The 24,975-nt window shown below is 74.4% G+C and carries 16 protein-coding genes and 2 pseudogenes; 6 read left to right on the top strand and 12 right to left on the bottom strand.

Annotation, left to right across the window (positions count from 1 at the left end; genetic code table 11):
- Window positions 1-1,758 (bottom strand): hypothetical protein, encoded by a 1,758-nt coding sequence (locus CIK06_RS10360; RefSeq protein ID WP_095564648.1) that lies wholly within the window; start codon window positions 1,756-1,758, stop codon window positions 1-3.
- A 216-nt stretch (window positions 1,759-1,974) separates the two neighbouring features.
- Between CIK06_RS10360 and CIK06_RS32375 the strand changes: the two are divergent.
- Window positions 1,975-2,658: pseudogene (locus CIK06_RS32375) on the top strand (FkbM family methyltransferase); the annotation flags it as partial.
- A 244-nt stretch (window positions 2,659-2,902) separates the two neighbouring features.
- On the opposite strand, the gene CIK06_RS10350 reads toward CIK06_RS32375, so the two are convergent.
- From CIK06_RS10350 to CIK06_RS10330, 5 genes are all read right to left on the bottom strand, one after another.
- Window positions 2,903-4,234: an oligosaccharide flippase family protein gene (locus CIK06_RS10350; protein ID WP_095564647.1), complete on the bottom strand. Its 1,332-nt coding sequence runs from the start codon at window positions 4,232-4,234 to the stop codon at window positions 2,903-2,905.
- Window positions 4,213-5,067, bottom strand: a complete 855-nt coding sequence (locus CIK06_RS10345; RefSeq protein ID WP_095564646.1) for an FkbM family methyltransferase — start codon at window positions 5,065-5,067, stop codon at window positions 4,213-4,215. Before CIK06_RS10345 ends, CIK06_RS10350 begins: the two co-directional genes overlap by 22 nt.
- Window positions 5,064-6,347 carry a glycosyltransferase family 4 protein gene (locus CIK06_RS10340; protein ID WP_095564645.1) on the bottom strand — a complete coding sequence of 428 codons (1,284 nt, stop codon included), beginning with the start codon at window positions 6,345-6,347 and terminating at the stop codon, window positions 5,064-5,066. The genes CIK06_RS10345 and CIK06_RS10340 overlap by 4 nt, the downstream gene beginning before the upstream one ends.
- Window positions 6,344-7,345 carry a sulfotransferase gene (locus tag CIK06_RS10335; protein WP_232534128.1) on the bottom strand — a complete coding sequence of 334 codons (1,002 nt, stop codon included), beginning with the start codon at window positions 7,343-7,345 and terminating at the stop codon, window positions 6,344-6,346. The genes CIK06_RS10340 and CIK06_RS10335 overlap by 4 nt, the downstream gene beginning before the upstream one ends.
- A gap of 119 nt (window positions 7,346-7,464) precedes the next feature.
- The gene (locus CIK06_RS10330) at window positions 7,465-8,445 is read right to left on the bottom strand and encodes a glycosyltransferase (RefSeq protein ID WP_157756696.1); all 981 of its coding nucleotides are present in this window, start codon (window positions 8,443-8,445) and stop codon (window positions 7,465-7,467) included.
- Window positions 8,446-8,566: 121 nt separating this feature from the next.
- On the opposite strand from CIK06_RS10330, the gene CIK06_RS10325 reads away from it, so the two are divergent.
- Entirely contained in the window at window positions 8,567-9,499 is a 933-nt protein-coding gene (locus CIK06_RS10325) for an NAD(+)/NADH kinase (RefSeq protein WP_095564643.1), read from the top strand.
- 56 nt (window positions 9,500-9,555) lie between these two features.
- Here the strand turns inward: CIK06_RS10325 and pgm are convergent, their stop codons facing one another.
- Window positions 9,556-11,199, bottom strand: coding sequence for a phosphoglucomutase (alpha-D-glucose-1,6-bisphosphate-dependent) (gene pgm / locus CIK06_RS10320; RefSeq protein ID WP_095564642.1), 1,644 nt, complete (start codon window positions 11,197-11,199; stop codon window positions 9,556-9,558).
- A 149-nt stretch (window positions 11,200-11,348) separates the two neighbouring features.
- Window positions 11,349-12,581, bottom strand: a complete 1,233-nt coding sequence (gene glgC, locus CIK06_RS10315) for a glucose-1-phosphate adenylyltransferase (RefSeq protein ID WP_095564641.1) — start codon at window positions 12,579-12,581, stop codon at window positions 11,349-11,351.
- A 112-nt stretch (window positions 12,582-12,693) separates the two neighbouring features.
- Here glgC and glgA point away from each other — a divergent pair, with 112 nt between their 5' ends.
- The gene (gene glgA / locus CIK06_RS10310; RefSeq protein WP_232534127.1) at window positions 12,694-13,941 is read left to right on the top strand and encodes a glycogen synthase; all 1,248 of its coding nucleotides are present in this window, start codon (window positions 12,694-12,696) and stop codon (window positions 13,939-13,941) included.
- A gap of 24 nt (window positions 13,942-13,965) precedes the next feature.
- Here glgA and CIK06_RS10305 read toward each other — a convergent pair whose 3' ends face one another.
- Window positions 13,966-15,207 carry a glycosyltransferase gene (locus tag CIK06_RS10305; protein WP_095564639.1) on the bottom strand — a complete coding sequence of 414 codons (1,242 nt, stop codon included), beginning with the start codon at window positions 15,205-15,207 and terminating at the stop codon, window positions 13,966-13,968.
- 155 nt (window positions 15,208-15,362) lie between these two features.
- On the opposite strand from CIK06_RS10305, the pseudogene CIK06_RS10300 reads away from it, so the two are divergent.
- Both CIK06_RS10300 and glgB read left to right on the top strand, forming a co-directional pair.
- Window positions 15,363-17,453 (top strand): annotated as a pseudogene (locus CIK06_RS10300) (alpha-1,4-glucan--maltose-1-phosphate maltosyltransferase); the annotation flags it as partial.
- Between the two features lie 356 nt (window positions 17,454-17,809).
- Window positions 17,810-19,924, top strand: coding sequence for a 1,4-alpha-glucan branching protein GlgB (gene glgB / locus CIK06_RS10295; RefSeq protein WP_095567714.1), 2,115 nt, complete (start codon window positions 17,810-17,812; stop codon window positions 19,922-19,924).
- 129 nt (window positions 19,925-20,053) lie between these two features.
- Here glgB and CIK06_RS10290 read toward each other — a convergent pair whose 3' ends face one another.
- Complete coding sequence (locus CIK06_RS10290; RefSeq protein WP_369916199.1) at window positions 20,054-21,040, bottom strand: App1 family protein; 987 nt, start codon at window positions 21,038-21,040, stop codon at window positions 20,054-20,056.
- Between the two features lie 386 nt (window positions 21,041-21,426).
- Between CIK06_RS10290 and CIK06_RS10285 the strand changes: the two genes are divergently transcribed.
- Entirely contained in the window at window positions 21,427-23,100 is a 1,674-nt protein-coding gene (locus CIK06_RS10285; RefSeq protein ID WP_232534283.1) for a hypothetical protein, read from the top strand.
- Between the two features lie 9 nt (window positions 23,101-23,109).
- Here CIK06_RS10285 and CIK06_RS29295 read toward each other — a convergent pair whose 3' ends face one another.
- Together CIK06_RS29295 and CIK06_RS10275 are read right to left on the bottom strand one after the other, a co-directional pair.
- Entirely contained in the window at window positions 23,110-23,646 is a 537-nt protein-coding gene (locus tag CIK06_RS29295; protein WP_157756694.1) for a hypothetical protein, read from the bottom strand.
- A gap of 315 nt (window positions 23,647-23,961) precedes the next feature.
- Window positions 23,962-24,786, bottom strand: coding sequence for a C39 family peptidase (locus tag CIK06_RS10275; RefSeq protein ID WP_095564636.1), 825 nt, complete (start codon window positions 24,784-24,786; stop codon window positions 23,962-23,964).
- Between the last annotated feature and the right edge of the window lie 189 nt (window positions 24,787-24,975).

The raw sequence follows: 24,975 nt of genomic DNA, 5'->3' as shown, positions 1-24,975 counted from the left end.
TCACGACATCTCCGTTCCTACCGGCGTACGCCGCGCTGTCACCGCCTCCCCATCAACGACGGATCCCCGTGCCGCGTGACGCGCGCCGCCGGCAGAATCCCTGATCAGCGGCGCAGAGCCGGCCGGATCCGGCGCCCTCGCGGGTGTCCGGCGATCGCGCAGCGGCCGGCACATGAGCCAGGCGCCGAGCGCCCCGGCGACCAGCCCGGCCGGCAGCGAGGTGAGCATCGAGTAGTAGTCGGACTCGGACTTGATGGCCAGCGGGAAGAAAACGATGATGAAGCAGAACGCCCGCGGGTCCGATCCGGTCCGGAACAGTCCGTCGAACAGCCGGTAGCCCATCCCCATCAGCAGCATCCCCGGCAGCAGGACCAGCCAGCCGCCGCTGCGGTACAGGTCGCCGATCGGCGTCACGGCGTACGCGGAGAACACCGAGGCGGGTTGGCCCAGATAGACCTGCGCGAACGTCCAACCCGGGGTCTCCACCGGTTTGTCGGGCCAGATCGCCCGCGGGATCATGCCGACGAACGGCGCCCGGAGGAACCGCACCGGATCCAGGTACGACACCCGGGACGGGGTCAACTGCCAGACGATCGCGACGCTGTCGATCCGCCGCATCCGGAACAGGAACACGTCGTCCGAACGGCCCCGCCCGTCGGTCGAGTTGAGCGCCGAGGAGAGGATCTCCGGCGCGGCGGCGAAGGCGGCCGTCAGGGAGGCCGAGCGCAGTTCGCCGGTCGCGCCGCGCTGCCGCACCGCCTCCCGGTAGGCGGCGTTGAACGGCACCGCCACCACGAACAGCAGGACCAGCGAGGCGGCCAGCAGCCGCCACGGCAGCCGGCCGCGCACCGCGCCGTACGGGATGAGCAGGGCGAGGGTCGCCATGAAGAACGCCTCTTTGGAACCGCGCAGCATGCCCATGCTGATCTCGACGGCGAACAGCGTCCACAGGGTCGCCCGGCCGCCCCGGATCCTCGGGTCGAAGGCGCGGTACGCGGCCCCGCCCAGCCCGATCAGCGTCATCTGGGACACGACGTACAGCAGTTGGGTGGTCGCCATCGGGTTGGACACCATGCTGGTGGGGTCCGCGCCGACGTAGCCGTACCGGCCGGTCTGCAGGTAGTTCAGCAGGAAGCCGAGCAGCCCCACACCGTAGACCAGCCACGGCATCGCCGGGCCGCGCAGCACCGAGCGGGAACCGCCGAGCACCGCGACCTTGGCCGCGGTGACCGCGCCGACCACCGCGCGGGGAAATCCGCACCGGTAGCCCAGCGCCCAGCACCCGTAGGCCGCGCAGACCACGCCGAGCGCGCCGATCACGCTGGACCGGTCGATCCGGGAGATCCAGGAGAGGCCCTCGCTCGGGTCGTCCTGCAGCCACTGCAGGGACAGCGGGCCGAAGATGAGCGCGGACCACAGCAGGTACCAGGAGCCGATCCGCCAGCGGACGATGCCGAAGTCCCCGTGCACCTCGGCGACCACCAGCAGGGCGGCCGTCACGACCAGCAGCACGGATCCGACCCCGAGGCTGAGCTGGACGGCGAACGACGGCTGGGCCACGGCGGTGAACAGCCAGGGCAGCAGGGCCAGGGCCCCGATCAGCAGCGCCAGCGAGGTGTTGCCGCCGGACCGGCCCGCGGGCCCGGCGCCGGGCGGCTGCGGGGTGGTGGCGGCCGGGGCGGACGGCGGTTGCGCGGTCCGCGGTTGCGCGGTCCGCGGTGGCTCGCCCGCGGGTTGCGCTGGCCTGATCGCGGTCACGTGTCCTCACAATGCCGTCGGCGGAACGGGACGGCCCGGCGGACCGGCGGCGGGGTGCCCGCCGGTGGTAGAACGAGCCGGGTCGGGGCGAGGTTGTGCCGGTCCGGTGCCGGTCCGGTGCCGGTCCGGTGCCGGCCGGCCCGCCGAGTCCGAGCGGGCCGCCGGTCGTTGATCAGATGGAGAACCGCGCCGGAGCCGAACGAAGGTGCCGACCCGATGGACACGCTGACCAACGCCCGAGGCGTGCTGGCGCACGTCTGGACCCACCCGGCCAACCGGGGCCACCGGCTGCGCGGGGTGCTGCGGGCCGTCTCCTTCCAGGTACGCGGGCGGCTGGGCCGGCCCACCCTGGCCACCATCGGCGCCCGGTCCCGGATGTGGGCGGAATTGCACCAGTGCGGCGCCTCGGCGGTGGTGTACGCCAACCCGCCGGACTGGCCCGAGATGCTGGCCTGGCGCCGGCGGCTGCGCCCCGGCGACCTCTTCGTCGACGTGGGCAGCAACGTCGGGGCGTACGCGCTGTGGGCCGCCGAGTGCGGCGCCACGGTGGTCGCCGTCGAGCCCGACCCGGACACCGCCGGGCGGCTGCGCCGCAACGTCGCGCTCAACGGCGCGGCGGTCGAGGTGCTCGAATGCGCGCTGGCCGCCGAGCCGGGCCGACTGCGGCTCACCCGGGGCCGGGACACGATGAACCACCTGCTGCCGGCGGGCGACGACGGTGCGGCCGGCCGGAGCGTCGAGGTGCGCACCCTCGACGAGGTGATCGGCGACCGCCGGGTGGCGGGGGTGAAGATCGACGTCGAGGGCGCGGAGCGGCAGGTGCTCGAAGGGGCGACCCGGGCCCTGGCGCAGGGCCGGATCGCCGCCCTGCAACTGGAGTGGAACGGCGTCAGCGAGCGGGTGCTCGGCGAGGACCGCGGCCCGGTCGCGGACCTGCTGGCCGGGTACGGCTACCGGATGATGCGGCCGGACGACACCGGGCTGCTGCACCCGGCGGACGCGCGGGGTACGGCCCGGACCTGTTCGCGGTGCTGGCCGACGGCTGACCGGCGACCGCCCGGCAACCACCGGCCCCGGCGACCGCCCTCGCGCGACCCGCCCTCGCGCGACCCGCCCTCGCGCGACGGTGCGAACGGCGTACGGCTCAGCCCTGGTGCTGGATGGCCGGCGTGGGCGGCACGGCGGGCGCCGCGCGGCCGGGCAGCGCCCGCAGCATGCAGGCCAGCGCCACCCCGGCCGCCACGGTGGAGGCCAACGCCGCGCCGAACAGCCCCATCGTGGGCAGCAGACCGGCGAGCAGGGCCGCCATCGCCACCGCGGAGATGGCCTGCGCCCGGGCCACCGCGAGCGGCCGGCCGTGGCCGCGCAGCAGGTCGGCGCAGACCATCCCGCAGGCCAGGAAGGCGGTGCCCGGAGCGAGCAGCCAGACCAGCGGCACCGCGCCACGGAACTCGGGGCCGAAGACGACGGGGATCACCCAGGACGCCGAGACGGCGAGCGCGAGCAGCAGGCCGGCCGAGAGCACGACGCTGGCGGTCACCGCCCGGCGTTGCAGCGCGGTGGTGCTCTCGGCCGACATGGTCCGGGCCGCGATCCGCGGATACACCACGCTGCCGATGGCCGCGACCAGCGGAAGCGCCAGGTTCGTCAGCGAGGTGGCCACCGCGTAGTGGCCCAGCGCCGCCGGCGCGACCACAAGCGAGAGGACGAGTTGGTCGAGCCGGCCGGTGATGGTCGTCGGCACGGCGGCGGTGACCTGGCTCAGGCCGTACCGGATCAGCGGGCGGGCCAGCCGGGGACGGCTCCGCCCGCCGGCCAGACCCCGCCGGCGGCAGAGCAGGTACGCCAGCCCGGTCTGCGCCACGGTGGTCAGGCAGAGCGTCCAGACCAGGGTGGTCAGCGTCAGCCGGTCGCTCAGGTAGAGCAGGCCGAGCAGCCCGAGGTAGGCCAGCGGCTGGGTGATCCGGACCAGGTTCCACAGCGCCAGGTGCGCGGCCAGCAGCGCGAACGTGTAGCTGGCCCCGATGAAGGTGGGCAGGCAGGTGACGAAGACCGCGCGGTACCCCCACACCGCCTCGGCGTGGTGCCGGCCCAGCGTCGGCGCCGCGGCGAGACCGACGGCGATGGTGAGCAGACCGGTCAGCACCATGATGGTGCGGGAGGTGGCCACGTAGTCGCGGGCCTGCTCCGGCTCCCGGGCCACGTGGTACGCGGTCGCCGCGGTCTGGCCGAGTTGGCCGATCATGAGCAGCGCGCCGAACCAGGCCATGATGGCCGCGTACTCGCCACGCGGCGCCGGGCCGAGCGCCCGGGCCGCCAGCACCCCGCCGAAGCCGGCGGCGGCGACCGAGGCCATGTTGACCCCGGCGGTACGCAGAATGCCGGCCCGGATCGCGGACCCGCGCAGCCGGGGTGGCCGGACCCGGCGGACGGACTCCCGGATCCCCCCGGCGGTCACCTCCGCCCGGACTTCCACCAGGAGACCTGGGGCAGCACGGCCAGCGCCGCCTCCGTACCCAGCACGTAGTTGCTCTCGACGAACGTCTCCAGGTCGGCGTCCCAGCCCGGATAGCTCTCCACCCCGCGGGGGGTCAGCTTGCCGATCCGGTACCCGTACGGCCGGACGAGGTCGAAGACGTCCTTGAGGAAGCGCCGCGCGTACACCCAGCGGTGGTTGTACTCGAACTGGGCCAGCGCGATCCGGCGTTCGGCCAGGCAGCCCCGGGCGCCGAGCAGCACGGTGAAGTCGTGCCCCTCGGTGTCGATCTTGAGCAGGTCGATCCGCTCGATCCCGTTGGCCCGGACGTAGCCGTCCACGGTGTCCGTGGCGACCCCCTCGGTGGCGGTGACCGGGGCGTCGTCGACCGGCTGCAACGAGTTGCGCCCGGAGCCGGGGGCCACGATGAACATCCGGCGCTCCCCGGCGTCGTCGGAGAGGGCGAGCCGGTTGGCCCGTACCCCGGCGGGCAGCCGGCCGCGCAGCGTCTCGAAGGTGGCCGAGGTCGGTTCGAAGGCGTGGATCCGCGGTGGCTCCGGGCGGCCCAGCTCGCCCGAGGTGCGCAGCAGCGCGAGCGACCACGCGCCGACGTTGGCCCCGACGTCGAAGACCGTGCACGGCCGGTCCGGGGGCGTGGCCGCGAGCACCCAGCGTTGCAGCGCGTGCTCGCCGTTGCAGTCCGGGGAGTTCGGCAGGTCGAGCCGGGCACGGTTGAGCGCGAACCGGGCCACCCGCACGGTCTGCCGTCTCCCCACCATCCCGCACAGGGTGTCCACGGCCAGCGCCGCCGCTCGATGCGGGGCAGACGTCATGTTGCTTCCCCTCCGTTGGCCCGGGGCCGGTGCCACCGGGCCGACCCGGTCGGTCCGCCCGCTCCGGCGGTCAACACCTCGTCGTACGTCTCCAGGAACCGGTCCAGCGTCCGTTTCGTGGAGTAGTGCTCGACGCAGAACGCGCGGCCCTGGGCGCCGAACTCGCCGCCCCGCCCGGTCAGCAGCTGCGCCGCCCGGTCCGCGACCAGCCCGGGTACGTCGGCCTCGGGGTGCTGCGGCACCAGCCACCCGGTCGAACCGGTGCGGACCAGTTGCCGGCTGCCCGCCGAGTCGGTCGAGACCACCGGCAGGCCGCTGGCCATCGCCTCCAGCACCGCCAGCCCGAGGCCCTCCTCGTACGAGGTCTGCAGGAACACCGACGCGTCGCGGTAGAGCGCCGGGAGGGCGGCCGGTGGCACGTCGCTGCGGATCAACACCGTTTCGGTGAGACCGAACCGGTCGATCAGCCGCAGCACCGTCTGCGCCGGCCGGTCCCGGCCGGCGAGTACCAGCGGGGGGCAGCGGTCGGCGCCCACCAGCCGGCGTAGCTGGGCGTACCCGCGGATCATCCGCTCCAGGCCCTTGCGCGGGTCGTTCAGCCGGCAGACCGACAGCAGCGGCCCGCGGGCGCGCCAGCCCGCGGGGTGCGGCGTGAAGACGTCCACGTCGATGCCGGGCGGCGCGAGCCGGACCCGGGGTTGCCCGTGCCGGCGGACGTGCTCGAACATCGGCCGGTTCTCGGCCAGCACCGCGGCCACCCGGCGCAGCACCCGCCGCTCCAGCCGGCTGGTCAGCGCGGTCATCCCCTGGCGCAGCGCCCGGGCGGGGCCGGGCGCGGCCGCCGTCGGGGTGGCCCGCTCCCAGCGCACCGTGCTGGCCACCTGGAGGACCACCGGCCGGCCCGCCGGCAGCGCCGGGGCGGCCCAGGCCGGTGCGCCGGCGACCACCTGGATCAGGTCGTACCCGCGCAGCGCCCGGGTCAGCTCGCGGCGCGGCCGGTACCGCATGATCTCCAGCTCGACGGCGTTGCCGCCCCAGTGCTCGTGCGGCAGCGGCGCCGAGCGGCTGTCCCGCAGGCTGCGCCGGGACCAGGATCCCGGGGCCAGCAGCCGGCGGCTGGTCTCGTCGGCGCGGGAGACCGCCAGGTCGTACAGGTCGACGGGGTGGCCGGCGCCGCGGAGCCCGTCGAGCAGCCAGCGGGCCACCCCCGGTACGCCGCCGCCGCGGTCCAGCCCGTGACTCAGCAGCGCGATCCGGGCCGGCCCGTGCGCCGGGTTCATCGCGGCGCCGGCTGCGCCCCGGCCACCGCACGAGCGGCCGGACGGCCGGACCCGAGGTAGCCGTACCGGGCGAGCCAGGGCGCGCAGATGGCGGTGACCGCGAACCGTTGCCGCGGCACCAGGCCCGTGCGCCACGCCTCGTCGGCGCGCAACCGGATGTCACCGGCGACGAACCGCATCGGGTTGCCGGCCACGCTGTGCGACAGGTCCAGCCGGACCCGGCCGGCGTCCAGGTCGGACAGCTCGACGGCGCTGGGTTGCACCCCGGCGAAGTCGGCCAGCGTCCGCAGCCCGGCCGCCGGGTCCGCGACGAAGTCCTCGTACCGCAGCCGGCACAGCCGCACCGGCGCCGGGCCGTCCGCACCGCGCCCGGCGGTACGCCGGCAGGACCAGGCCATCAGGCCGAACGCCGAGTTCTGCACGGCCCAGTACATCGCCGAGCGCGCGGGGGCGAGCCGGGGCATCTCGTCGCAGCCGTCCCGCGGCGGTTGCTTCACCCGCTTGGCGAACGAGAACGCCACCCCGCGCGGGTCCCGGACCAGGTGCACCACCCGCAGGTCCAGGTCCGGCAGCCAGCGCAGGCAGAACGCCAGGCCGGAGAACTTGGACGAGTCGACGATCACCTCGGATCCGGAGACCGCCGAGGCGGCCCGGTAGATCCGGGCGTAGTGCTCGGCGTGCCGCTGGATGACCGCGCGCAGTTCGGGCGGCAGGCGGGAGCCGGCGAGCCGCGGCTGCATGCGCAGCGCCTCCAGCCGGCTCTGCTGCTCGGACATCCGGTCCAGGTCGACGGTGTGCCAGCCGCCGAACGCCTCCGCGCCGACGGCCGACCAGAAGTCGCAGGCCGACAGCAGCCGGCCGCACGAGCAGACGTCGTCCCGCCCGAGCCGCTGCCAGATCTGGGCGACCTCGCCCAGCCCGCAGACGCCGGGGGTCGCTCCGAGAATGCGCTCCACCAGGGTGCTTCCGCTGCGGCCCATGCCGCCGATGTAGAGCACTCTCACACCGGGGCAAACGACGGCCGGCGGCGTCCGGTTACGGTCCGCGACCGCGGCCGACGGCGTACGGCGGCGGGCGCCCGGCCGCCGGCGGCGGCGGGCGCCCGCTACCCCGCCGCCTAGCTGAGCTGGGCGAACAGCTCCGGCAGCCGGTGTTCGTAGGTGTGCTCGGCGTGCGCCCGCTTGGTCGCCGCGTCGCCGATCTCCGCGGTGCGCCGCGGCTCGTCGAGGAGTTCGCGCGCCCGCTCGATCAACTCGGCCACGGTGGTGAACGACACGATCTCCCGGCCGGGGTCGTACAGGTCGGCCAGCACGGGCCGGTCCTCGCAGAGCACCGCGGCCCCGGCGCCGGTGGCCTCGAAGGTCCGCAGGTTCACCCCGGTCATCTCCCCCGGGTGCAGGTTGTTCAGCACGGCGGCCGCACCGCGGAAGACCCGCGACTTGTCCTCCCGGAAGATCGGCGGGCGCATCCGCAGGCCGGGGGGCATCGTCGGGAGCAGGTACCGCGGCACCGGCGCGCCGTACAGGCTCAGCGGGATGCCCGCCTCGTGCAGCCGGCGCAGCAGCAGCAGGCGGCTCGGGTAGACGTTCCCGGCGACCACGATGGTGCGCTCGGTCGCGGGCTCGGACATCGGCCGGTGCCAGCGCGGGTTGCACGCCTGCGGCAGGTACCGGGCGTTGATGTCCAGCGTGTCGCGCAGCCGCCGGGCGAGCAGCGGGTCCTTGGTGAAGACCACCGAGTACGGCGCCAGCAGCATCCACTGCCGGCCCATGTTCACCACGGCGTCGGGGTACCACAGCGCCACCGGGATCCGCGCCCGGCGCAGTTCGGCCACCGCCTCGGCGGCCAGCGCGTGATTCGTGGACAGCACCGCGTCGCACTCGTGCGCCTGGGCCGCGCGGGCCAGCCGGGCGTGCAGCCGGCGTTCCACGTCGGGCACGGACTCCAGCACGTGCTGGACGGCCCGGCCGGCCAGGGTGGCGTGGCGGGGCCGGCCGGATCCGAGCGGCACGACCTGGTGCCCCATCCGCTGCGCGGCGTCGCCGATGTTGGTGGCGAACGTGTCCGGACCCTGCGGACCGATGATTCCGAGCTTCATGAGCACCTTTCGACGCACGCGGCGCATGCCACGCTGTGTAACGTCGGCGGGTCGCCCGAGGTCACGGCCCGTCCCACGAGATCGAGTTTCATCGGCAGGTCCCAGATGGTGAGGTGGACCCATGCGGTACAACCGGCTCGGCCTCGTCCTGCACCCCACCCGGGATGTCGCCGCCATCGTGACCATGATCCTCGACTGGGCGCACGGGCATCAGGTGGAGATCCTGGTGGACCGGCAGCAGCGACACCGGGTGCCGGACGGGGTGCTGCCGGCCGACCCGGCCATGCTGGTGAACGAGTGCGACTCCCTGATCAGCATCGGCGGCGACGGGACGATGCTCGGCGCGCTGCGGATGACGGTGGACCGGCCCAAGCCGGTGATGGGCGTGCACCTGGGCCAGCTCGGCTTCCTGGTCGAGGTGGACCCGCCGGAGCTGCCCCGGGCGCTGGACCGGTTGGCCACGCACGACTTCACCATCGAGCCGCGCAGCTGCCTGCGCTGCGCGGTCTGCGAGGAGCGGGTGGTGGCCTTCAACGACATCGCCCTCGCCCGGCAGCCGGGCGAGGGCTTCGTGAACGCCACGCTGGCCGTGGACGGCCAGGAGTACGGCTACTACCGGTGCGACTCGCTGGTGATCAGCACCCCGGCCGGCTCCACCGCGTACAGCTACGCGGCGGGCGGCCCACTGATCTCGCCGGCCACCGAGGCGGTGGTGATGACCCCGTCGGCGCCGATGGCCGGGATCAGCCGGTCGGTGGTGCTCTCCCCCGCCGAGCGGATCCGGGTGCACCTGCGGGAGGACAGCGGCCGGGTGGCCGTCGAGGTGGACGGGCACGTCGTACGGCACGTCGAGGGCGGCGGGGAGCTGGAGGTGGGGTTCCAGCGCGGCGCCGGTCAGGTGGTGCGCTTCGACCCGCGCCGGTACCGGGAGCGCAGCCAGCTCAAGCTCAGCCTGCTGGACCTGCCGCTGCTGCCCGAGCAGTTGCGGGAGCTGCTGCCGGAGACGCTGCGCCGGCAGGCCGCACCGCACCGGCAGGACATCCCGCCGGACTGACCCGGCCGCCGAGCCCCGGCCGGCCGGTGGCGGAGCGCGCCCGGCCGACCGCCCGCTCAGGCCCGCTTGAGCACCTCGGTGACCAGGTCCCGGGCCTCCTCCTGGATCCGGGTCAGGTGGTCACGGCCGCGGAACGACTCCGCGTAGATCTTGTAGACGTCCTCGGTGCCGGACGGGCGGGCCGCGAACCAGCCCGACTCGGTGGTCACCTTCAGCCCGCCGATCGCCGCGTCGTTGCCCGGCGCCCGGGTCAGCGTCGCGGTGATCGGCTCGCCGGCCAGCTCGGTGGCAGTGACCTGGTCCGGCGACAGCCGGCCGAGCACCGCCTTCTCCTGGCGGCCGGCCGGGGCGTCGATCCGGGCGTACGCGGGGTCGCCGAACCGGGACACCAGTTCGGCGTAGTGCTCGCTGGGGGTGCGCCCGGTCACACCGATGATCTCGGAGGCGAGCAGGCAGAGCAGGATGCCGTCCTTGTCGGTGGTCCAGACCCCGCCGTCGTGGCGCAGGAACGACGCGCCGGCGCTCTCCTCGCCGCCGAAGCCGACCGAGCCGTCGAGCAGGCCGGGCACGAACCACTTGAACCCCACCGGCACCTCGACCAGCCGGCGGCCCAGGTCGGCCGCCACCCGGTCGATCATGGACGAGGAGACCAGCGTCTTGCCGATGCCGGCGCCGGCCGGCCAGCCGGCCCGGTTGGCGAACAGGTAGGAGATCGCCACCGCGAGGTAGTGGTTGGGGTTCATCAGCCCGGCGTCCGGGGTGACGATGCCGTGCCGGTCGGCGTCGGCGTCGTTGCCGGTGGCCACCTGGAACCGGTCCCGCTGGCCGATCAGCGAGGCCATCGCGTTCGGCGACGAGCAGTCCATCCGGATCTTGCCGTCGGTGTCCAGCGTCATGAACCGCCAGGTCGGGTCGACCAACGGGTTGACCACGGTGAGGTCCAGCCGGTGCCGCTCGGCGATCTGGCCCCAGTAGGCCACGCTGGCGCCGCCGAGCGGGTCGGCCCCGATGCGCACCCCGGCCGCCCGTACGGCGTCCAGGGACACCGCGGCGGGCAGGTCGTCGACGTACCGGCCGAGGAAGTCGTACGAGCCGGTGGTCTCGGCGGCGCGCGCCCGGGCGTACGGGATCCGCCGCACCCCGCGCAGGCCGTCCCGGAGCAGTTCGTTGGCCCGGTCCTGGATCCACCGGGTGACGTCGGTGTCGGCCGGGCCGCCGTTGGTGGGGTTGTACTTGTACCCGCCGTCGGCCGGCGGGTTGTGCGAGGGGGTCAGCACCACGCCGTCGGCGAGCCCGGTGTCCCGGCCCCGGTTGTGGGTGAGGATGGCGTGCGACAGGGCGGGCGTGGGGGTGTAGCCGTCCCGGCTGTCCAGCAGCACCGTGACGCCGTTGCCGGCGAACACCTCGACGGCGTCGACCGTGGCCGGCTCGGACAGTGCGTGCGTGTCCCGGGCCAGGAACAGCGGCCCGTCCACCCCGTTGGCCGCGCGGTAGTCGCAGACCGCCTGGCTGATGGCGACGATGTGGTCGGAGTTGAAGGCGTTGTCCAGGCTCGACCCGCGGTGCCCGGAGGTGCCGAACGCCACCTGCTGCGCCGGGTCCGCCGGGTCGGGGTGCCCGGTGAAGTAGGCGGTGACCAGCCGGGGTACGTCGACGAGGTCGCCCGGCTCGGCGGGCGTTCCGGCGCGGGGATGGGCCATTCGGGTCTCCTCCTGCTTGGCTGGCGGGCTGCGCTGGGTACCCGGGAACCGCCCGGGTCATGCCTGTTCGTCCTGGCCCGGCTCGGCGGGCCGCCGGCTCGACACCGGCCCGGCACCGGTTCGGTGCGAGGGCGCGGCGGGGCCGCCGGCTAGTCCTCGATCCGCTGGCCCTTGCCGATCACCACGATGCCGTTGCGGGAGACCGTGTACCGCTGCCGGTCCCGGTCGAGGTCCACGCCGATCTCCGCACCCTCCGGCACGATCACGTTCTTGTCGAGGATGGCGTTGCGGACCACGGCGTGCCGGCCGATCTCCACCCCCTCCATCAGCACCGAGCCCTCGACGTGGGCCCAGGAGTGCACCCGGACGTTGGGCGAGACCACCGAGTTCTCCACCAACGAGCCGGAGATCACCACGCCGGGCGAGACCATCGAGCCGACCGCGCGGCCGACCCGCTCCTGCCAGCCGTGCACGAACTTGGCCGGCGGCCACGGCGGGTAGTCGGTGTAGATCGGCCACTGGGTGTTGTACAGGTTGAAGACCGGGTGGATCGAGATCAGGTCCATGTGCGCGTCGTAGAACGAGTCCAGCGTCCCGACGTCGCGCCAGTAGCCGCGGTCCCGGTCGGTGCTGCCCGGTACGTCGTTCTCCCGGAAGTCGTAGACGTTCGCCTCGCCCCGCTCGACCAGCATCGGGATGATGCTGCCGCCCATGTCGTGCTTGCTGGTCTTGTCGTTGGCGTCCACCTCGACGGCCTCGCACAGCCCCTTGGTGCTGAAGATGTAGTTGCCCATCGAGGCGTAGATCTCGTCCGGCGCGTCGGGCAGCCCGACGGCGTCGGTCGGCTTCTCCCGGAACGCGCGGATCTGCTGGCCGTCCCCGCCGACCTCGATCACCCCGAACTGGTCGGCCTGGCTCAGCGGCTGCCGGATGCCGGCCACCGTGACGCCGGCGCCGGAGGCGATGTGGTGCTCCAGCATCTGCCGCGGATCCATCCGGTAGATGTGGTCGGCCCCGAAGACGATCACGTGGTCGGGCTGCTCGTCGTTGATGAGGTTGAAGCTCTGGTAGATGGCGTCCGCGGAGCCGGCGAACCACCACGGGCCGCGGCGCTGCTGGGCCGGTACCGGCGCGACGTAGTTGCCCAGCAGGTTGGACATCCGCCAGGTCTTCGTGATGTGCCGGTCCAGCGAATGCGACTTGTACTGGGTCAACACGACGATCTTGAGAAAACCGGCGTTCGCCAGGTTGGAGAGCACAAAATCGATCATGCGGTACATACCGCCGAACGGGACAGCCGGCTTCGCGCGGTCCGCGGTGAGGGGCATGAGTCGCTTGCCCTCCCCGCCGGCCAGCACGATCGCGAGGACCTTGGGAGCCATACCCCGACGCTAACCACAGCCGTGCCGGTTCACCACTCGTACGAGCAACCAGTTGTGCCGGCACCCGCCACCCGTGTTGTCGGCTCCCCGGCCACACCTTATGGTGCGGAACGTGACCGATCCCACCGCACCCACCGGTTCCGCCGCAGGCAGCGCCGGTTCCGAGGCCGCCCGGCTGCGCGTCGACCTGCTCACCCGGGAGTACCCGCCGCAGGTGTACGGCGGCGCCGGCGTGCACGTCGAGTACCTGGCCCGGGAACTGCGGGAACTCGCCCACGTCCGGGTGCACTGCTTCGGCGCGCACCGCACCGAGCCGGGCGTCAGCGCGTACCACGATCCGCCCGGCCTGGCCGGCACGAACGCCGCGCTGCGGACCATGGGCATCGACCTGGAGATGGCCGCGGCGGCCGCCGGCACCGACGTGGTGCACAGCCACACCTGGTACGCGAACCTCGCCGGGCATGTGGCCAAGCTGCTGCACGGCGTGCCGCACGTGGCCACCGTGCACAGCCTGGAGCCGCTGCGGCCGTGGAAGGCCGAGCAGCTCGGCGGCGGGTACGCGCTGTCGTCCTGGTGCGAGCGGACCGCGCTGGAGGCCGCGGACGCGGTGATCGCGGTCTCGGCCGGGATGGCCCAGGACGTCCGGGCCGCCTACCCGGCGGTCGACCCGGACCGCATCCACGTGGTGCACAACGGCATCGACACCCGGCAGTACGCCCCGGACCCCGACACCGACGTGCTGGAGCGGCTGGGCATCGACCCGTCCCGGCCGAGCGTGGTGTACGTGGGACGGATCACCCGGCAGAAGGGGCTGCCGTACCTGCTGCGGGCGGCCCGCTGCCTGCCCGCCGACACCCAACTGGTGCTGCTGGCCGGCGCCCCGGACACCCCGGAGATCGCGGCCGAGGTCGAGGGTCTGGTCGACGAGCTGCGCGCCAGCCGGCAGGGCGTGGTCTGGGTGGCCGAGATGCTGCCCAAGCACGAGGTGATCCAGGTGCTCACGCACAGCACGGTCTTCGTCTGCCCGTCGGTGTACGAGCCGATGGGCATCGTGAACCTGGAGGCGATGGCCTGCGAGACCGCCGTGGTGGCGACCGCGACGGGCGGCATCCCGGAGGTGGTCGAGGACGGCGTGACCGGGCTGCTGGTGCCGATCGACCAGGCCACCGACGGTTCCGGCACCCCCCTGGATCCGGACCGGTTCGTGGCCGACCTGGCGGAGGCGATCGGCGCGCTGCTGGCCGACCCGGACCGCACCGCCGGGTTCGGCCGGGCCGGCCGGCGGCGGGCCATCGAGCACTTCTCCTGGGACGCCATCGCGGCCCGCACCCTGGCGGTGTACAGGTCGGTCCTCGGCTGAGGCGCGCCGGTCACCCGGCCGGCCTCAGCGCCGTTCGACGCCCGCGCCGATCGGGGCCGGCGTCCCGGAGCCGGCCGGTCGGCCGGCGCGGCGGGCAGCGACCGTCCGCAGCGCGGCGGCCACCGTCGCGGCGAACGCCTGCGGCCCCTGCACGGCCGCCCGGTTGCGACCCGCCGCGACGAACCGTTGCCGCAGCCCCGGGTCCTCGATCAGCCGGCGGAGGCTGCCGACCAGCGCCTCGACGTCGCCCACCGGATAGACCAGGCCGCTGACCTCGTGCTCGACCGTGTCGCCCGGCCCCCACACGCCGGTCACCGAGCTGACCACCGGCGGCACCCCGGCCGCGAGGGCCTCCACCGCCACCAGGCCGCGCGGCTCGACGTGGGACGGCAGCACCAGCACGTCGAGCTGCGCGACCAGGTCGGGCACCTCGTCGGTGTTGCGGAAGCCGAACATCCGCACCCGCCCGGTCAGCCCCAGCCGGGCCACCAGCGCGGTCAGCTCGGCGCGCAGCGGCCCGTCGCCGACCAGCCAGAGTTCCCAGGCGATGCCCGGTCCGAGCCGGGCGACCGCCTCGATCAGGTCGTGCACGGCCTTGACCGCGATGAACTTGCCCACGTACCCGATCACGAACGGACCGTCCGCCCGGCGGTGGCCCGGCGTCCGGCGCCGCCGGTCGGCCGCCGCGAAGAAGAGGTCGACGTCCGCCGAGTCGACGCCCGGGTACAGCCGCTCCGGCGGGACGCCGTGGGCCAGGTAGAAGGCGTGGTTCGCCGGCCCCACCGCCAGCGCGCCGGCCGCCTGCCGGAAGGCCACCCGCAGCAGCCGGCGGCGCAGCCGGCCCCGCCAGCCCAACGGGCGCGGATCCCGGATGTTCGCGTCCGAGAAGAACAGGATCGGGGTCCGGGTGACCAGCGCGTACAGGAAGGCCGCCCGGCAGACCCGGCTCGTCCAGCCGAAGCTCAGCAGCACGTCGGGCCGGTCCCGGCGCAGCCCCCGCAGGGTGCCCAGCCAGGACCGCCAGCGACCGCCCCGCGGCGTCCACCAGTCGTATCCGGAGTACAGGTCGGTGCTCCAGCGCACCCGCCGGCCGAATCCCGGGTCGTACGCGCCGTCGAGCGAGACCCGCCCGTAGTAGGTCCTGGTACGCAGCCCCGGCTGCCGGGCGAGCAGCCGCAGTCCCGGCGCGAAATACTGCACCGGGTGATCGATCAGCAGGATGCCCAGGGGCGTGCTCGGCGACCGGTCACCGTCGGATGCTCGCATACCAGCTCTCCAGCCTGCGGTGAAAACACTCTCCCTCGAAACGACCGAACCGTCGATTCCGTCACGCCTGGCCAGGCGCCGCGGCGCGGCGGGCGATCTCGACGCCGTGCGGATCTCGACGCGCAAGGCGCGGCGGCGGGCAGTAGGTTGGCAGCGTGACTGGACGGTTTCCGATCGAAGAGGTCTCGCCGTCGGTGTCCTGCGGCCGGTACCCGGCCAAGGCCGTCGTCGGGGAACTCGTGCCGGTGTCCGCCCTGTCCTACCGGGAGGGGCACGACGCGCTCGGCTGCGTCGTCGTCTGGCACGGCCCGGACGGCCGGCCCCGCCCGCCGGTGCGGATGGACCCGGGGGAGCACCGCGACGACAGGTGGCACGCCACCATCCGGCCGGACGCGGTGGGGCTGTGGAGTTTCGCCGTCGAGGCGTTCGACGATCCGTACCTCACCTGGCGGAACGCGGTCACCAAGAAGCTCGCCGCCGGGCAGGGCGCCGAGGACCTGGCCAACGACCTGGCCGATGGCGCCACGGTGCTGGACGAGGCGCGGCCCGGCGTGCCGGAGAACCGCCGCGACGCGGTCGAGGCGGCGGCCACCGCGCTGCGCGACCCGGCCCGGGCCGTCGCCGAGCGGGTCGCCCTGGCGCTGGACCTGGCCGACCTGCTCTGGGCCCACCCGGTGCGCCGCCTGGTCACCCGGTCGGCGGCGTACGAGCTGTGGGTGGACCGGCCGCGGGCGCTCTTCTCGGCCTGGTACGAGTTCTTCCCGCGCTCCGAGGGGGCGGTGCTGGGCACCGACGGGCAGCCGGACCGGTCCGGCACCTTCGCCACGGCGGCGAAGCGGCTGCCCGCGGTGGCGGCCATGGGCTTCGACGTGCTCTACCTGCCACCCATCCACCCGATCGGCCGGACCAACCGCAAGGGCCGCAACAACACGCTGGTCGCCGGCCCGGACGACGTCGGCTCGCCGTGGGCGATCGGCGCGGCCGAGGGCGGGCACGACGCCATCCACCCGGACCTGGGTACGGCCGCGGACTTCCGCGCCTTCGTCGCCGCCGCCCGCGAGGCGGGCCTGGAGGTGGCGATGGACCTGGCGTTGCAGTGCGCGCCGGACCACCCGTGGGTGACCCGGCACCCGGAGTGGTTCACCATCCGGGCCGACGGCTCGGTGGCGTACGCGGAGAACCCGCCGAAGAAGTACCAGGACATCTATCCGCTGAACTTCGACGCCGACCCGGACGGCATCCGGGCCGAGATCCTGCGCGTGGTGCTGCACTGGGTGGGCGAGGGCATCACGGTGTTCCGGGTGGACAACCCGCACACCAAGCCGTTCGACTTCTGGCACTGGCTGATCGGCGAGGTGAAGAAGGTCAACCCGGACGTGCTGTTCCTGGCCGAGGCGTTCACCCGGCCGGCGATCATGCACGGGCTCGGCAAGATCGGGTTCAGCCAGTCGTACACGTACTTCACCTGGCGGACGACGGCGTGGGAGATGCGGCGCTACTGCGAGGAACTGGTGGCCGCCGCCGACCACATGCGGCCCAACTTCTGGCCGAACACCCCGGACATCCTGCACGAGACCCTCCAGCACGGCGGGCCGCCGATGTTCAAGATCCGGGCGGTGCTGGCCAGCCTGCTCTCCCCCTCCTGGGGCGTCTACGCCGGCTACGAGCTGTTCGAACACGTCGCCCGGCCGGGCGCCGAGGAGTACCTGGACAACGAGAAGTTCCAGCTACGCCCCCGGGACTGGGCCGCCGCGCAGGAGCAGGGCCGCTCCCTCGCCCCCTTCCTGGCCACGCTGAACGCGATCCGCCGGGCCAACCCGGCGCTGCACTGGCTGCGCAACCTGCGGTTCCACGACATCGACAACCCGGCGCTGCTGTGCTGGTCGAAACGCGACCCGGCCACCGGCAACACGGTGCTGGTGGTCTGCTCGTTCGACGCGGCCCACGTGCAGTGGGGCAACACCACCCTGGACATGCCGGCGCTCGGGTTCGACTGGCACGAGCGGTTCACGGTGGTCGACGAGCTGACCGGGGTGCACTACGACTGGGGACAGCGCAACGCCGTCCGGCTCGACCCGTACCTGCAGCCCGCGCACGTCTTCACCGTGCACCGGCCCGGTGGCGACCCGGCGGCCGCGCCGGACGGGCACGCCGCCGTACCGGAGCCGGTCGCCCCGCCGGCACCGATCACCCCACCCACCGGCCCCGGCCCGGCCAGGCCGACCACGACCCCGGCCCCGCCGGCCCCGCCGGCCCCGCAGCCTGAGCCGACCCCGCCGACCCCGCAGCCCGAGCCGACCCCGCCGGTCCCGCCGGCCCAGCCGGCGCCGCGGCCCACACCGGCGCCGCCCGCCAAGCCGACCCCACCGACCCCACCGGCCAAGCCGGCCCGGCCGGTGGCCAAGCCGTCCCCGCCGGCCAGAAGCCCGGCAAAGGCGGCCAAGAGCACCGCGAAGCCGACCAGGAGCGCGGCGAAGCCGACCAGGAGCGCGGCGAAGCCGGCCGGCGGCACGGCGAAGCCCGGCAACGAAGCCACGAAGCGGACCGGGGGCACCGATGCCGCCGGCCGGTCCGGGCCGACGAACGGATCCGAGGAATGAGCATCGACGAGTTGATGGCCGGCCGTACCCACGACCCGCACGCGCTGCTCGGTGCCCACCCGGCCGACGGCCGTACGGTGGTCCGGACGCTGCGCCGCGGCGGCGCGGACCCGGTCCTGGTCGCCGACGGGCGCCGGGAGCCGATGCGCCGGGTCCACCCGGGCGGGGTGTTCGAGGCCGCCGTGCCCGGCGAGGTCGACGACTACCGGATCGAGGTCGACGGCCATCTGCACGACGACCCGTACCGGTTCGCCCCCACGCTGGGCGACCTGGACCTGCACCTGATCGCCGAGGGCCGGCACGAGCGGCTGTGGGAGGCCCTCGGCGCCCGGGTACGGACGGTGGACGGCACCACCGGGGTGGCGTTCGCGGTCTGGGCGCCGAACGCCCGCGGCGTGCGGGTGGTGGGCGACTTCACCGGCTGGGACCTGTACGGCGGCTGGCCGATGCGTTCGCTCGGCGCCAGCGGGGTCTGGGAGGTCTTCGTCCCCGGCGTCACGGCCGGAGCGCGCTACAAGTTCCGCATCCTCGGCCCGGACGGGACGTGGCGGGAGAAGGCCGACCCGATGGCCCGGCGCACCGAGATCCCGCCGGCCACCGCCTCGGTGGTGCACGAGTCCCGGTACGAGTGGGGCGACGCCGACTGGCTGGCCCGGCGGGCCGGGCGGCAGGCGCACCAGGAGCCGATGAGCGTGTACGAGGTGCACCTGGGCTCCTGGCGGCCCGGACTGTCCTATCGCGAGCTGGCCGAGCAGCTCACCGCGTACGTCACCGAGCTGGGCTTCACGCACGTGGAGTTCCTGCCGGTGGCCGAGCATCCGTTCGGCGGCTCCTGGGGTTACCAGGTGACCGGCTACTACGCCCCGACGGCCCGGTTCGGCGACCCGGACGACTTCCGCCATCTGGTGGACCGGCTGCACGCCGCGGGCGTCGGGGTGCTGCTGGACTGGGTGCCGGCGCACTTCCCGCGGGACGAGTGGGCGCTGGCCCGGTTCGACGGGACGCCGCTGTACGAGCACGCGGACCCGCGGCTCGGCGAGCACCCGGACTGGGGCACGTACGTCTTTGACTACGGCCGCCGGGAGGTCCGCAACTTCCTGGTGGCAAACGCGCTGTACTGGTGCGACGAGTTCCATGTGGACGGGCTGCGGGTGGACGCGGTCGCCTCGATGCTCTACCTGGACTACTCCCGCAGCGAGGGCCAGTGGCTGCCCAACCGGTACGGCGGCCGGGAGAACCTGGAGGCCATCGCGTTCCTCCAGGAGACCAACGCGACCGTCTACAAGCACCATCCGGGCGTGGTGATGGTGGCCGAGGAGTCCACCGCCTGGCCCGGGGTGACCCGGCCGACCTCGGCCGGCGGGCTCGGGTTCGGCTTCAAGTGGAACATGGGCTGGATGCACGACACCCTGACCTACCTGTCGAAGGAGCCCGTCCACCGGCAGTACCACCACCACCAGCTCACCTTCTCCCTGGTGTACGCCTGGAGCGAGAACTACGTGCTGCCGATCAGCCACGACGAGGTGGTGCACGGCAAGGGCTCGCTGGCCGGAAAGATGCCCGGGGACACCTGGCAGCGGCTGGCCAACGTCCGGGTGCTGCTCGCGCTGATGTGGGCGCACCCGGGCAAGCAGTTGCTGTTCATGGGCTGCGAGCTGGCCGACGACCGGGAGTGGAGCGAGGACCGCGGGCTGGACTGGTACCTGCTGCACGACCCGGCGCGGGCCGGCGTGCAGCGGCTGGTGACGGACCTGAACCGGGCCTACCGGGCCAGCCCGGCGCTGTGGTCCCAGGACACCTCGCCGGCCGGCTTCCGCTGGATCGTGGCCGACGACCAGGCCAACAACACCGTCGCGTTCGTCCGGATCGGTCTGGACGGGGCGCCGCTGGTCTGCGTGGCGAACTTCTCGGCCCTCCCCCAGGACGACTACCGGATCGGGTTGCCCCGCGCGGGCCGGTGGATCGAGATGATCAACACCGATGCCGGGGTGTACGGCGGCTCGGGGGTGGGCAACCTGGGCGCGGTGCAGGCGGAGAGCACGCCCTGGCACGGGCTGCCCGCCTCGGTCACGCTGCGCGTTCCACCGCTCGGCGCGCTCTGGCTGCGTCCCGGCTGAGCCGCGCGTCCGGGCTGAACCGCGGGCCCGGGCTGAACCGCGGGCCCGGGCTGAACCGCGCGTCCCGCCACGGCGCGAGCCGGACGCCGCGGCCACGCCGGACCGGGTCCAGCGGCCCGGCCCGTGCGGTCAGACCAGGCCGGCGCGGCGGAGCAGTTGGAACAGGCCGGCGCCGTCGGGTGCGGACAGCCAGCGCTGGCCGTCCGGTCCGGTGTCCGCGGGGTGGCCGGCCGGGGTGGGAAAACCGCCGGCCAGTACGGCCTGGGTGGGCGACAGCCGGCGGATCGCCACGCCGGCCACGTTCTGCGGGTGCGCCGCCGCGAACTCCGCGTAGATCTCCTGGTCGTGCTGCCCGTCGTCGCCGATCAGCAACCAGCGGACCTCGGGGAACTCGCGGGACAGCCGGGCCAGGGTGGCCCGCTTGTGCTCCTTGCCGCTGCGGAACCACCGGTCCGCGGTGGGTCCCCAGTCGGTCAGCAGCAGCGGCCCCGCCGGGTAGAGGTGCCGGGACAGGAAGCGGCTGAGCGTCGGGGCGACATTCCACGCACCGGTGGACAGGTAGAACACCGGTGATCCGGGATGGGAGGTGGCCAGCCGCTCGAACAGCACCGCCATCCCGGGTACGGCCATCCGGGCGTGCTCGTCGAGCACGAAGGTGTTCCAGGCCGCCAGCAGTGGGCGGGGCAGCGCGGTCACCATCACCGTGTCGTCGATGTCGGAGAGGATGCCGAACCGTACCTCCGGGTCCAGCACCCGGATCGGGGCCTCCACCGGGCTGGCGTCGGCGGTCCCGATCCGGACGGCCGCCCAGCCGGGCTCGAACGTCCCCTCGACCCGCACGTCGAGGACCCCGCTGCGGTCGGTCCGCGCCTCGTGCCGGCGCCCGCCGGCCTCGATGAGCACCGGCGTGTGCTTGGCGGGCAGCGTGGCGAAGCTGCGCCAGCCGCGCAGCTTCTCGGGCCTGCGCGGGGCTCGGGTCTCGATGCGGCTCAGCAGCACCCGACCCATCACCCGGGCCCAGCCGCAACCGCCGTACCCGGTGTAGGCGATGATCTGCGGCCGCCAGCCCCGGCGCCGCAGCCGCCGCTCGACCATCTGGTGGATGGCGTCCTCGATCCGCGCCGCGCGGTGCAGGCGGCCCGGTTCGACCGCCTCGCCGACGGGAGTGAGCGACACGGTGCCACCCTGCCACAGACCGCCGCCGCCGGCACATCCGGCGGCGGTCCGGGACGGAATTCAGCCGGTCCGGCGGAGGGCGCAGCGGTGCCCGTCCGGCCGAGGCACCGCCGTCCGGCGGATGGCGGACCGCGGCCGGCGCCGGATCGCGCCGGATCGCGCCGGATCGCGCCGGATCGCGCCGGGTGGCGGCGGGTCGCGCCGGGTGGCGGCGGGTCGCGGCGGGTGCCGCCGGGGTCGAGCCCGGGTGCCGCCGGACGAGCGCGCAATGGCGCCGACACGGGCACCCGCCCGCACGAGGGCTGGCAGGATGGCCGTTGCGGGGGTTGTGCGGGGGTGACGAGACGGGGAACGCGGCGGAAGCGGGCGAGGCGGCACGGACCGGACGACGGAGCTGGGCCGTCGACCCGCCGGCCGCGCTGGCGCTGCTGCTCGGCGGGCTGGGGTTCGGCTACCGGCTGGTGCTGATCCTGCTGACCATCCCCGGCGGCAACAGCGACGAGGCGACCTTCGGGATCGCCGCCCTGCACATCGCCGCCGGCACCGACCGGCCGGTCTTCCTGTACGGCCAGCGGTACATGGGCACCGTCGAGTCCTACCTGGCGGCTCCGCTGTTCGCGGTGGCCGGTCCGAGCTGGCCGGCGCTGCGGCTGCCGCTGCTGGCGCTGTGGGCGCTGTTCGTGCTGGCCAGCTACCGGCTGACCCGGCGGATCTGCTCGCCGTGGCTGGCGACGTTCACGGTCGGGCTGCTGGCGCTCGGTTCCGAGCGGGTGATCCGGGACCAGTTGACCGCGGTGGGCGGCCGGCCGGAGGTCAAGCCGGCGCTCGTCGTACTGCTGCTGGTCGTGCTGGATCTGGGCGAGCGCCGGATCCGCTGGCGCTGGCCGGCGTACGCCCTGTTCGGGGTGCTCGCCGGGCTGGTGCTCTGGGACGACTGGCTGGCGTTGCCGTACCTGGCCGCCGCCGGCGTCGCGCTGGTGGCCGTCGCCGGGCGGCAGCTCGTCGGCCGGGCCGGGCTGGTCCTGGCCGGTGGTCTGGCGCTGGGGCTGCTGCCGCTGATCCTGGACAACCTGCGGGCGCCGCCCGGGCAGGACTCGCTGTCGGTGCTGCGCGAACTCAGCCACGGCGAGAGCGCGCCGGCCTCGCTCGGGCAGCGCCTGCACGGCGCCGTGGAGATCGGCCTGCCGCTGGCCACCGGGACCTGCCCGGCGGACGGCTGCGTGCCGGGCCGGCTCTGGTGGGCCGGCTGCTACCTGGTCCTGCTGCTCGCCGCGGCCGTGCTCGCGGTGGTCGAGCTGCGCCGGGACGGCGGGCGCGCCCGGGCCGCCGTGCGGCTCGCCCTGGTCGTCGGGGCCGGGCTCTCGCTCGTCGGGTACGTCCGCAACGACCTCGCCGGCACCGCGCCGCTGGCCAGCGCCCGCTACCTGGCCCTGGTGCAGATCTCGTTGCCGATCCTGCTCTGGCCGCCGTGGCGGGCCGCCGCCCGGCTCGTCGCGAGGTGGCCGGGCCGGGCACGGCCGGGCCGGGGGCAGCCGGACCGGGCGGGATGGCTCACCCGGGTCGTCGGCGGCGGCTCCGCCGCCCTGCTGGCCGCGCTCACGGTCGCGATGCTCTGGGCGACCGCGGACTTCGTGCACCGCCTGGGGCCGGTGCGGGCCGAGCAGCAGGACGCCCGCCGGCTCGCCGCCGCGGTGCGCCAGGCCGGGGTCCGGTACGTCTACGGCGAGTACTGGACCTGCAACCGGCTGGTCTTCGACAGCGCAGGCCGCCTCGACTGCGCGGTGCTCGGGGCCGACCTGCGGCCCGGCCAGAACCGTTGGTCCGGGTACTGGGACAGCGTCGGCGCGGCGCCCCGGCCCGCCTTCCTGTTCGGCGCCGGCTCGGCGGCCGACCGGGCGTTCACCGAATTCCTGGCCCGGGAGGGGGTGGCGGTGCCGGTGCAGTCGATCGGGGCGTACCGGCTGTACCAGCCGCAGACGCGGCTGCGGCCGTGGCGGTGACGCCGGTCGCTACTGCTGCTCGCCCTTGGCGTGCGAGAAGATCACCGGCGCGACCGGCGCCCGGCGGGCGTTGTCGGTCTGCCCGGTCGGGTCCACCGGCTCCGGTCCGGACCAGTCCGGGCCGGCCGGTACACCGGGTTGGGGCGCGGCCGGAACGTCGCCGGGTTCTCCGGTGGCACGGTGCCCGCCCGGCGGGCCGGGCTCGTCGGTGGCGTGGTGCTCGCCGGTGGCCACCAGTAGTTCGTACGCGCGTTCGACCGGCAGCCGGCCGGTACCGATGGCCAGCTTGAGCGGCATCGGTGCCGGCGCCAACTCCACCGGAAGGTCCAGCACCCGGGGCGGGACGCCGCGCCGGGCCAGGTACGCGGCCGCGTCGGGCGGCAGGTCCAGCCACGGCCGCACGTCCTCGGCCCGGAAGCCGTGGTCCGCCCAGCGGCGCGCCTCCGCGGTGACCCGGTCGGCGACGTGCCGGGGTACCTCGTCCCGACCGCCCAGGTCCTCGCTGAGCAGCGCCCGCGCCAGCGCCGGCAGGTTCGCCACCGGCACCCACCGACCGCAGGCCGCGGGCGCCGGCCCGCCGCCCCGCTTCGGACGCCGTCCGCGACCGGAACCGGCGCCAGGCTGAACAGACATATCGGTATCCAAACATGATCCGAGGAACCACCGGTGACCAGGGTCGCTATCCCGCGCCCGGTCGTCGCGCCGGATACCCCGATCCGCCCCGCCGGTCACCCGCCGTCGGCCATCCGGTCGCCGACGGTACGGCACGGGCGCCGGATCGCCGCCGGCACCGCCCCGCCGATACGGCGTACCGGGTCCGCGGCCACCCTCGGCCACGGACCCGGTACGCGCGGGGTCGGCTCAGGCCGAGTAGCCCCGGGTGGCCATCCAGTTGGCGAAGTCGATGGTGGTCACCCAGTACTCGCTCTGGCCGTTGACGAACGCCGGGTCGGCGATCTTGAGGACCCGACCGTCGTCCCGGTAGCCCACCACTGCCACGTAGTGACCGCCGCTGTAGTCGTGCCAGCCGCCGTCCGTGTCGACCTGGCTGCCGACGATGTTGGCGACCATCGCGTGTCCGGTGCTGATCGCGTGTACCGCGTCCTCCTGCAACCGGTCGATCTGGCCCGAACCCGGGGTGCCGGGGATCTCCCGGGTGGAGTAGAAGTCCGTCTTGGCGAGCCGGTTCAACACCCGGGTGGTGTCCTGCGCCGAGTCGGTGCCGCTCTCGGTCGTGTTGAGCTGCGCCGCCACCTCGTCCTGGCTGGGACGTACGCCGGAGGCGGTGAGGGCGATCCGGGTCGCCGCCGGGCCACAGTAGTAATAGGTGCTCTGCGCCTGGTAGTCGTACTTCAGCGTCCGGGCCGTCGGCGGCTTGGACTCGGTCGGCTCGGGCGCGGCCGAGGTCGGTGCCGCCTTGCGGGCCGCCTCGGTCTGCTCCGGGGCCGCCGAGGAGGTGGCCGGCGCGGCCGCCGGGGCGGTGGTCGAGGGCGCCGCCTCGGGCGCGGCCAGTTCGGCGGCGGCGACGCGCACCGGGGCGACCGGACGGTCGTCCGGCCCGCCCGCCACGATCAGCGAGACGCCGGTCACGGCGCCGGCCACGGTCACGCCGGCGGCCACGAGCGCAACCCGGCCGATGGGCCGGCGCAGCGAAGATCGGAACTGCTGGGGATAGCGATGCTTCACGGGAACCTCTCCAGGGGGATGTACCGGCCCACCACCGTCGAGGGACGGTTTCGGTGGGCGGCGGCCCCGCCGGACCACGGACCGGAACACGGGCGACCGGAACGGGTCGGGCGCACGCGGCACCCGCCCGGAATCCGGGCTGGCTGATGTCGACCGCCGGCGCGGAACGGAGCTTGTCCGCAGCGGGCG

The organism is Plantactinospora sp. KBS50 (genome assembly GCF_002285795.1).
Classification (GTDB): domain Bacteria; phylum Actinomycetota; class Actinomycetes; order Mycobacteriales; family Micromonosporaceae; genus KBS50.
Note: the sequence above shows the minus strand (reverse complement) of the source record. Positions and strands in the feature narration are given on the sequence as shown.

Coding starts and splice junctions, on each gene's coding strand:
- CIK06_RS10325 (WP_095564643.1), top strand. CDS start 8,567: ATGCGGTACAACCGGCTCGGCCTCGTCCTGCACCCCACCCGGGATGTC.
- glgC (WP_095564641.1), bottom strand. CDS start 12,581: ATGGCTCCCAAGGTCCTCGCGATCGTGCTGGCCGGCGGGGAGGGCAAG.
- CIK06_RS10340 (WP_095564645.1), bottom strand. CDS start 6,347: ATGAACCCGGCGCACGGGCCGGCCCGGATCGCGCTGCTGAGTCACGGG.
- CIK06_RS10305 (WP_095564639.1), bottom strand. CDS start 15,207: ATGCGAGCATCCGACGGTGACCGGTCGCCGAGCACGCCCCTGGGCATC.
- CIK06_RS10330 (WP_157756696.1), bottom strand. CDS start 8,445: ATGAAGCTCGGAATCATCGGTCCGCAGGGTCCGGACACGTTCGCCACC.
- pgm (WP_095564642.1), bottom strand. CDS start 11,199: ATGGCCCATCCCCGCGCCGGAACGCCCGCCGAGCCGGGCGACCTCGTC.
- CIK06_RS10345 (WP_095564646.1), bottom strand. CDS start 5,067: ATGACGTCTGCCCCGCATCGAGCGGCGGCGCTGGCCGTGGACACCCTG.